Genomic DNA, 6,302 nt, shown 5'->3' with positions numbered 1-6,302 from the left:
TGCCCCGAAGCACGGCAGCTGGCTGAACATGGCCGAGATCGAGATCAACGTCATGGTGGGCCAGTGCCTGAGTCGGCGCATCGACAACATCGAGACGGTGCGAAGCGAAGTCGCTGCCTGGCAGAGTCGCCGCGACAACCTTCAGGCCAAAGTCAACTGGCAATTCACGACCAAGAATGCGCGAATCAAGCTAAAACGGCTTTACCCGACAACTACCTCATGACGCGACACTAGCACCTTTTTGTTTTTCAGGACAGGAAAGTTCTGGCCCGGCAGCGCATCTGCCAAGGGCGAGGCTTCACTCCAGCCGCAGCTGCGCCTGTTTCGCCACCCGGATGCAGTCCTTCATGTGTTCCTCGCCGAAGTAGCGGATGGCCGCATAACCCACGCTGGCCGCGACGATCTGTCCGGCCAGCGGAATGTACTTGGCCAGCTGCTTGGTCGCCATGCGCGTGCCGATTTTGGTGGTCGCCTTGATGATCAGGTCGCGGCTGATGAACTTGCCGACGAGCACCGAGCCGACCATGGCCACGGCTTTTTGCACCTGCTCGCGCTTTTTCGGATCGAGCTGGTCGATCTGCTCGGGCGCCAGGCCGAACTCCTTGTTGATCGCAGGAATCAGTTTGGACAGCAAGGCGGCGTCCACCGCCCAGTCCAGGCCCGGAACGGGCACCGCGCTGGCGACGGCGGCTATCAGTGCCCGCTTGTGGAGCAGTTTGCGGCTGCGCTGGACGGCCGCTTGAAGCGCCGCATCGTCAGCGGCCAGGTGCAGGGCAGTGGGCATGGATCAAAACCTCTTTCAAGCTTGCCGGTCAAGCGCCGACGAAGCCCCTTTATACCGCGACGGCTTCGATCTTCTCGGTCACTTCCAGCCAGCGTTCTTCCAGCTTGGCCAGGTCGGCTTCGATCACCTTGAGGCGCTTGCCGGCCTGGGCAATTTCCGCAGGCGACTTCGACGTGGTCAGAAGCGTTTCGAGATTGGCTTTTTCGCTGTTCATGCCCTGCATCTGGCGGTCGATTTTTTCCAGATCCTTGCGCAGCGGCTTGGCGGCCTCCGATTGCTGCTGGCGTTTTTGGGCATCTTCCTTCTTGCCAGATGCATTTTTTACGTCAAAAACGGGCTTTGCGCTTGCTGTGTATGCGCTGACAGCTACTTTTTTGGTAGCAGCCGGAGCGGCCGGGCTGTTGCTCGACTTCTTCGCTTCCTCGCGCAGGCGCTTGGCTTCGTCGAGCAAATAGCGCTGGTAGTCGTCCAGGTCGCCGTCGAACGGCGCGACGCCGCCGCGCGAGACCATCCAGAACTCGTCGCACACCGCGCGCAGCAGGGCGCGGTCATGGCTGACCAGCATCACCGTGCCCTCGAATTCATTGAGCGCCATCGACAGCGCCTCGCGCGTGGCCAGGTCCAGGTGATTGGTCGGCTCATCGAGCAGCAGCAGATTCGGCCGCTGCCAGACGATCATGCACAGCACCAGGCGCGCCTTTTCGCCGCCGCTCATGCTGCCCACGGCCTGCTTGACCATGTCGCCGCCAAAGTTGAAGTTGCCCAAAAAGCTGCGCAGGTCCTGCTCGCGGGTCGGCTGGTTGCCCAGCTTGCCGGCGGCGGTGACTTCCTTGACCAGGCGGATCATGTGCTCCAGCGGGTTGTCCGTCAGGCGCAGCACGTCGAGTTCCTGCTGGGCAAAGTAGCCGATGTTCAGGCCTTTGCCTTCGGTCATCTCGCCTGAAATCGGCGCCAGCGCGCGCGCCACGGTTTTCACCAGCGTCGATTTGCCCTGGCCGTTGGCACCCAGAATGCCGATGCGCTGGCCGGCCAGCACCGACTTGCTGACGTTCTGCACGATGACCGTGGGCGGTGTGCCTTCTGGCGCGTCTTCGGGCGCGGGGTAGCCGAAGTAGGCGTTTTGCATCGACAGCATCGGGTTGGGCAGGTTCGCCGGTTCCTTGAACTCGAAGGTGAAATCGGCTTCGGCCAGCAGCGGCGCGATCTTTTCCATGCGGTCCAGCGCCTTGACGCGGCTTTGCGCCTGCTTGGCCTTGCTGGCCTTGGCCTTGAAGCGGGCGATGAACTTTTGCAGGTGGGCAATCTTGTCCTGCTGCTTGGAGTAAGCGCCTTGCTGCAGCGCCATTTGTTCGGCGCGCAGGTCCTCGAACTTGCTGTAATTGCCGCCGTAGCGCGTCAGCTTGGCGCTTTCGATATGCACCGTCACGTCTGTCACCGCGTCCAGGAATTCGCGGTCATGGCTGATGACCAGCATGGTGCCCTGGTAGCGTTTTAGCCAGGCTTCCAGCCAGACCAGCGCGTCCAAATCCAGGTGGTTGGTTGGCTCATCTAACAGCAGCAGGTCCGACGGGCACATCAGCGCGCGCGCCAGCTGCAGGCGCATGCGCCAGCCGCCTGAAAAACTGTTGACCGGGTTGTCGAGTTCGCTGAGCTTGAAGCCCAGGCCCAGAATCAAGGCCTGCGCGCGCGCCTGCGCATCGTGCGCGCCGGAGTCGTACAAGTCCATGTAGGCATGCGCCATGCGGTCGCCATCGCCGCTCAATTCTGCCGCATCGACTTCGGCCTGAGCGCCCAGCAGCACCACATCGCCCTCGATCACGTAGCTGGTGGCGCTTTGCTCGGTTTCGGGCATGTCCTGCGCGACCTGCGCCATTTTCCATTGCGTCGGAATGTAGTATTCGCCGCCGTCCTCATGCAGCGAGCCGTTGAGCATGGCGAACAGCGAGGACTTGCCCGCGCCGTTGCGGCCCACCAGGCCGACATTCTCGCCAGGGTTCAGAGTGACAGTCGCGCTGTCGAGAATCACTTTGGAGCCGCGACGCAGCACCACGTTTTTAAGGGTAATCATTTAAACCAACAGACTGAAGAAATGGGATCGGACCGCAGGGCGCCCGGCAAAGCGCTTGCGGTCCGAAATACGAAAGCTAAGGTTCAGGCCAGCTGTTCGCGAGTGAGCAACAAAACCTGATCCGGGCCGGCGCTGGTTTCAAACCAGAGCGGCTCCAGGTGCGGAAAAGCGCGTGCAAAATTCTCGCGCTCGTTGCCGATTTCCAGCACCAACACCGCATTTTCGTTCATTTGCGCGGCAATGGTCAGAAAAAGGCCGCGAATGAAGTCCATGCCGTCGCTGCCACCGTGCATATTGCCGGACAGCGCCAGGCCAGGTTCGGCCTTGAATTCAGCCGGCAGGGCGGCCATGCTGGCGCTGTTCACATAGGGCGGGTTGCACAAAATCAGGTCGTAAGGGCCGGAGCAGGCGGCCAGGCTGTCCGATTCAATCAGCGTGATGCGGCTACCCAGCTGGTGCCGGTCCACATTGATGCGCGCCACGGCAAGGGCGTCCAGGTTGATGTCGGCGGCATCAACCACCACCTCCGGATAGGTCATGGCGGCCAGCACGGCCAGGCTGCCGTTGCCGGTGCACAGGTCGAGCACGCGCTGCGTCTCGTCGCTCAGCCAGTCATCGATGCTGCCCTCCATCAGCAACTCGGCGATCAGGGAGCGCGGAATGATCACGCGCTCATCGACATAAAACGGCACGCCCATCAGCCAGGCTTCGTTCGTCAGGTAGGCGGCGGGCTTGCGCGTGCTGATGCGCTGGTCCACCAGCAGCGCGACCTGCGCCTGGTCTTCGGGCGACACCGGCCGGTTTTCCACCGATTCCAGGTCGTCCAGTTCCAGGCCCAGCTTCCACAGCACCAGCCAGGCGGCTTCGTCAAACGCATTGGTCGTGCCCTGGCCGTAGCCGTTGGCAAAGGTCAAGCCGGCGGCGTCCAGCCGGTCGGCCATCTGCTCGATCACCTCCAGCACGGTCACAGTCGGAGCAGGGGTTGTCGTCATGCCAGGCCCTCCAGGCGCTCTAACACGCCCTTGTAGATGTTCTTGAGCGGATCAATCGAAGCGACCGCCACGCATTCGTTGATCTGGTGAATGGTTGCGTTGACCGGCCCGAGTTCGATCACCTGCGGGCAGACCTTGGCGATGAAGCGGCCGTCACTGGTGCCGCCGGTCGTGGACAGTTCGGTGTGCAAGCCGGTCTCAAGCAGAATCGCGCCGCGCACCGCATCGACCAGCGTGCCCGGCGTGGTCAAAAAGGGCAGGCCGCCCAGCGTCCATTTCAGGTCGTATTCAAACTGGTGCTTGCTCAAAATGGCCAGCAGCCGCTGCTGCAGGCTTTCCGGCGTCGATTCGGTGCAGAAGCGGAAATTGAAGTCCACCACCAGGTCGCCCGGAATCACGTTGGTCGCGCCGGTGCCCGCATGCAGGTTGGACACCTGCCAGCTGGTCGCCGGAAAAAACTCATTGCCCGCGTCCCACTGCGTGACCACCAGTTCGGCCAGCGCCGGCGCGAACAGGTGGATCGGGTTCTTCGCCAGGTGCGGATAGGCGATGTGGCCCTGCACGCCCTTGACGGTGAGCTTGCCGCTCAGCGTGCCGCGCCGGCCGTTCTTGATCATGTCGCCCAGGTTTTTGACCGATGTGGGCTCGCCGACGATACAGTAATCCAGCACCTCGCCACGCGCCTTGAGTTGCTCGCAGACGATGACGGTGCCGTCAAGGCCGGGGCCTTCCTCGTCGCTGGTGATCAGGAAGGCCATCGACAGCGCCGGCCTGGGATGCGCCGCCAAAAATTCCTCGACCGCCACGACCATGGCCGCAATCGAGGTTTTCATGTCAGCCGCACCGCGCCCGTACAGCTTGCCTGCGCGGTGGCTGGGCGTGAACGGGTGGCTGTGCCACTGCTCCAGCGGGCCGGTCGGCACCACGTCGGTGTGGCCGGCAAACACCAGCGTCTTGACGCGGGCATTGTCAGAGACTGGATTTGCTATGGATTCGATAGCTGGTTGCGCAGGCGCAGCCTGCGCAGAAGGGCTAAAACCCTCAAATTTCGCCCACAGATTGGTGACCCGGAAGTGTTCGGGTCCGCTGATGAGGGTTTCACACCTGAAACCAAGCGGCGTGAGCCGCGCGATCAGCAGGTCCTGGCAGCCGGCATCGTCAGGCGTCGCCGAAGCGCGGGAAATCAGTTGCTCGGCAAGGTGGAGTGTTCGGGACATGGTGCGTTCAGTGCCTGACGTCGAAGGTGATCTCGGTGAACGACGGTTCGTCATCCGGGTCGATGGTAGACACGTCGGCCTTGGCCTTGCCTGCGGTAAAGTCGTTTTCAAGCCGCCACATCAGGTTGGTCGGCGAATCGGCATTGGCCAGGCCTTCCTTGCGCGTCACCGTGCCTTCGGTGATCAGCCGGGCGATATGCTGCTCAAAGGTTTGCGAGCCATCGGCCATGGATTTTTCCATGGCTTCCTTGACACCCGAAAAGTCGCCTTTTTCGATCAGCTCGGCCACCAGTTTGGTGTTGAGCATGACCTCCACCGCAGGAATGCGGTCGTTGTTCTGGCTGCGCAGCAGGCGCTGGGAAACCACCGCCTTCAGCGCGGCCGCCAGATCGCCGAGCATGGTCAGCCGCACTTCGACCGGGTAAAAGCTCAGGATGCGGTTGAGCGCCTGGTAGCTGTTGTTGGCATGCATGGTGGCCAGGCAGAGGTGACCCGACTGCGCATAAGCAATCGCTGCCGACATGGTTTCGCGGTCGCGGATCTCGCCAATCATGATCACGTCGGGCGCCTGGCGCAGCGCATTTTTCAGCGCCACCTGCAGCGACTGGGTGTCGCTGCCGACCTCGCGCTGGTTGATGACCGATTTCTTGTTGGTGAAGTAATACTCGATCGGGTCCTCGATCGTCAGGATGTGCCCGGTCGCGGTTTCGTTGCGCCGGTCGATCATCGAAGCCAGCGTGGTGCTTTTGCCGGCGCCGGTGGCACCCACCATCAAAATCAGGCCGCGCTTTTCCATGATCAGGTCGCCCAGCAGCGGCGGCAGTTTCAGGCTGGCCAGCGCCGGAATCTTGTCCGGAATATAGCGAATCACCGCTGCAAAGGTGCTGCGCTGGCGAAAACCGCTGATGCGAAAATTGCCCAGCCCTTCGATCAGCAGCGCCATGTTGAGTTCGCCGATTTCATCGAGTTCCTCGATACGCGCGGGTGGCAGCACTTCGGCCAGCAGCGAGCGCGTGGCGTCGGCCGGCAGAATCTGCGCATTGATCGGGATGGACTGCCCGTTGATCTTGATCATGGCCGGCGAGTGTGCCGACAGATAGACGTCAGACGCCTTCTTGTCCACCATCAACCGCAGAATTCTTTCCATCGTGCTCATGGTTCAGCTTTCGTTATGACGTTGAGACATTATGGTGGTCAGCGTCAGGCGTGAGGGCAAGCCTCCACCAGCCCGGGCCGTGGAA

Annotated in this window: 5 protein-coding genes and 1 pseudogene; 1 reads left to right on the top strand and 5 read right to left on the bottom strand. The window is 61.9% G+C overall.

The features are described from left to right. A pseudogene (locus tag ACP7AD_RS09510) lies at positions 1 to 223 on the top strand (IS630 family transposase); the annotation flags it as partial. 75 nt (positions 224 to 298) lie between these two features. Here ACP7AD_RS09510 and ACP7AD_RS09505 read toward each other — a convergent pair. From ACP7AD_RS09505 to ACP7AD_RS09485, 5 genes are all read right to left on the bottom strand, one after another. Further along, a complete protein-coding gene (locus ACP7AD_RS09505; RefSeq protein WP_426146101.1) occupies positions 299 to 784 on the bottom strand; it encodes a hypothetical protein in 486 nt (161 codons plus the stop codon). Between the two features lie 49 nt (positions 785 to 833). Beyond that, positions 834 to 2,852, bottom strand: a complete 2,019-nt coding sequence (locus ACP7AD_RS09500; protein ID WP_426146102.1) for an ATP-binding cassette domain-containing protein — start codon at positions 2,850 to 2,852, stop codon at positions 834 to 836. An 83-nt stretch (positions 2,853 to 2,935) separates the two neighbouring features. Next, complete coding sequence (prmB, locus tag ACP7AD_RS09495) at positions 2,936 to 3,844, bottom strand: 50S ribosomal protein L3 N(5)-glutamine methyltransferase (RefSeq protein ID WP_426146103.1); 909 nt, start codon at positions 3,842 to 3,844, stop codon at positions 2,936 to 2,938. After that, on the bottom strand, positions 3,841 to 5,061 hold the full coding sequence (gene dapE, locus ACP7AD_RS09490) for a succinyl-diaminopimelate desuccinylase (protein WP_426146104.1): 1,221 nt from the start codon (positions 5,059 to 5,061) through the stop codon (positions 3,841 to 3,843). The genes prmB and dapE overlap by 4 nt, the downstream gene beginning before the upstream one ends. A gap of 7 nt (positions 5,062 to 5,068) precedes the next feature. Beyond that, positions 5,069 to 6,217 carry a PilT/PilU family type 4a pilus ATPase gene (locus ACP7AD_RS09485; RefSeq protein ID WP_426146105.1) on the bottom strand — a complete coding sequence of 383 codons (1,149 nt, stop codon included), beginning with the start codon at positions 6,215 to 6,217 and terminating at the stop codon, positions 5,069 to 5,071. Between the last annotated feature and the right edge of the window lie 85 nt (positions 6,218 to 6,302).

Origin of the sequence: Polaromonas sp. DSP2-3-2b2 (assembly GCF_049895905.1) — a bacterium.
GTDB lineage: Bacteria > Pseudomonadota > Gammaproteobacteria > Burkholderiales > Burkholderiaceae_C > Polaromonas.
Note: the sequence above shows the minus strand (reverse complement) of the source record. Positions and strands in the feature narration are given on the sequence as shown.

Coding starts and splice junctions, on each gene's coding strand:
- ACP7AD_RS09500 (WP_426146102.1), bottom strand. CDS start 2,852: ATGATTACCCTTAAAAACGTGGTGCTGCGTCGCGGCTCCAAAGTGATT.
- prmB (WP_426146103.1), bottom strand. CDS start 3,844: ATGACGACAACCCCTGCTCCGACTGTGACCGTGCTGGAGGTGATCGAG.
- ACP7AD_RS09485 (WP_426146105.1), bottom strand. CDS start 6,217: ATGAGCACGATGGAAAGAATTCTGCGGTTGATGGTGGACAAGAAGGCG.
- ACP7AD_RS09505 (WP_426146101.1), bottom strand. CDS start 784: ATGCCCACTGCCCTGCACCTGGCCGCTGACGATGCGGCGCTTCAAGCG.
- dapE (WP_426146104.1), bottom strand. CDS start 5,061: ATGTCCCGAACACTCCACCTTGCCGAGCAACTGATTTCCCGCGCTTCG.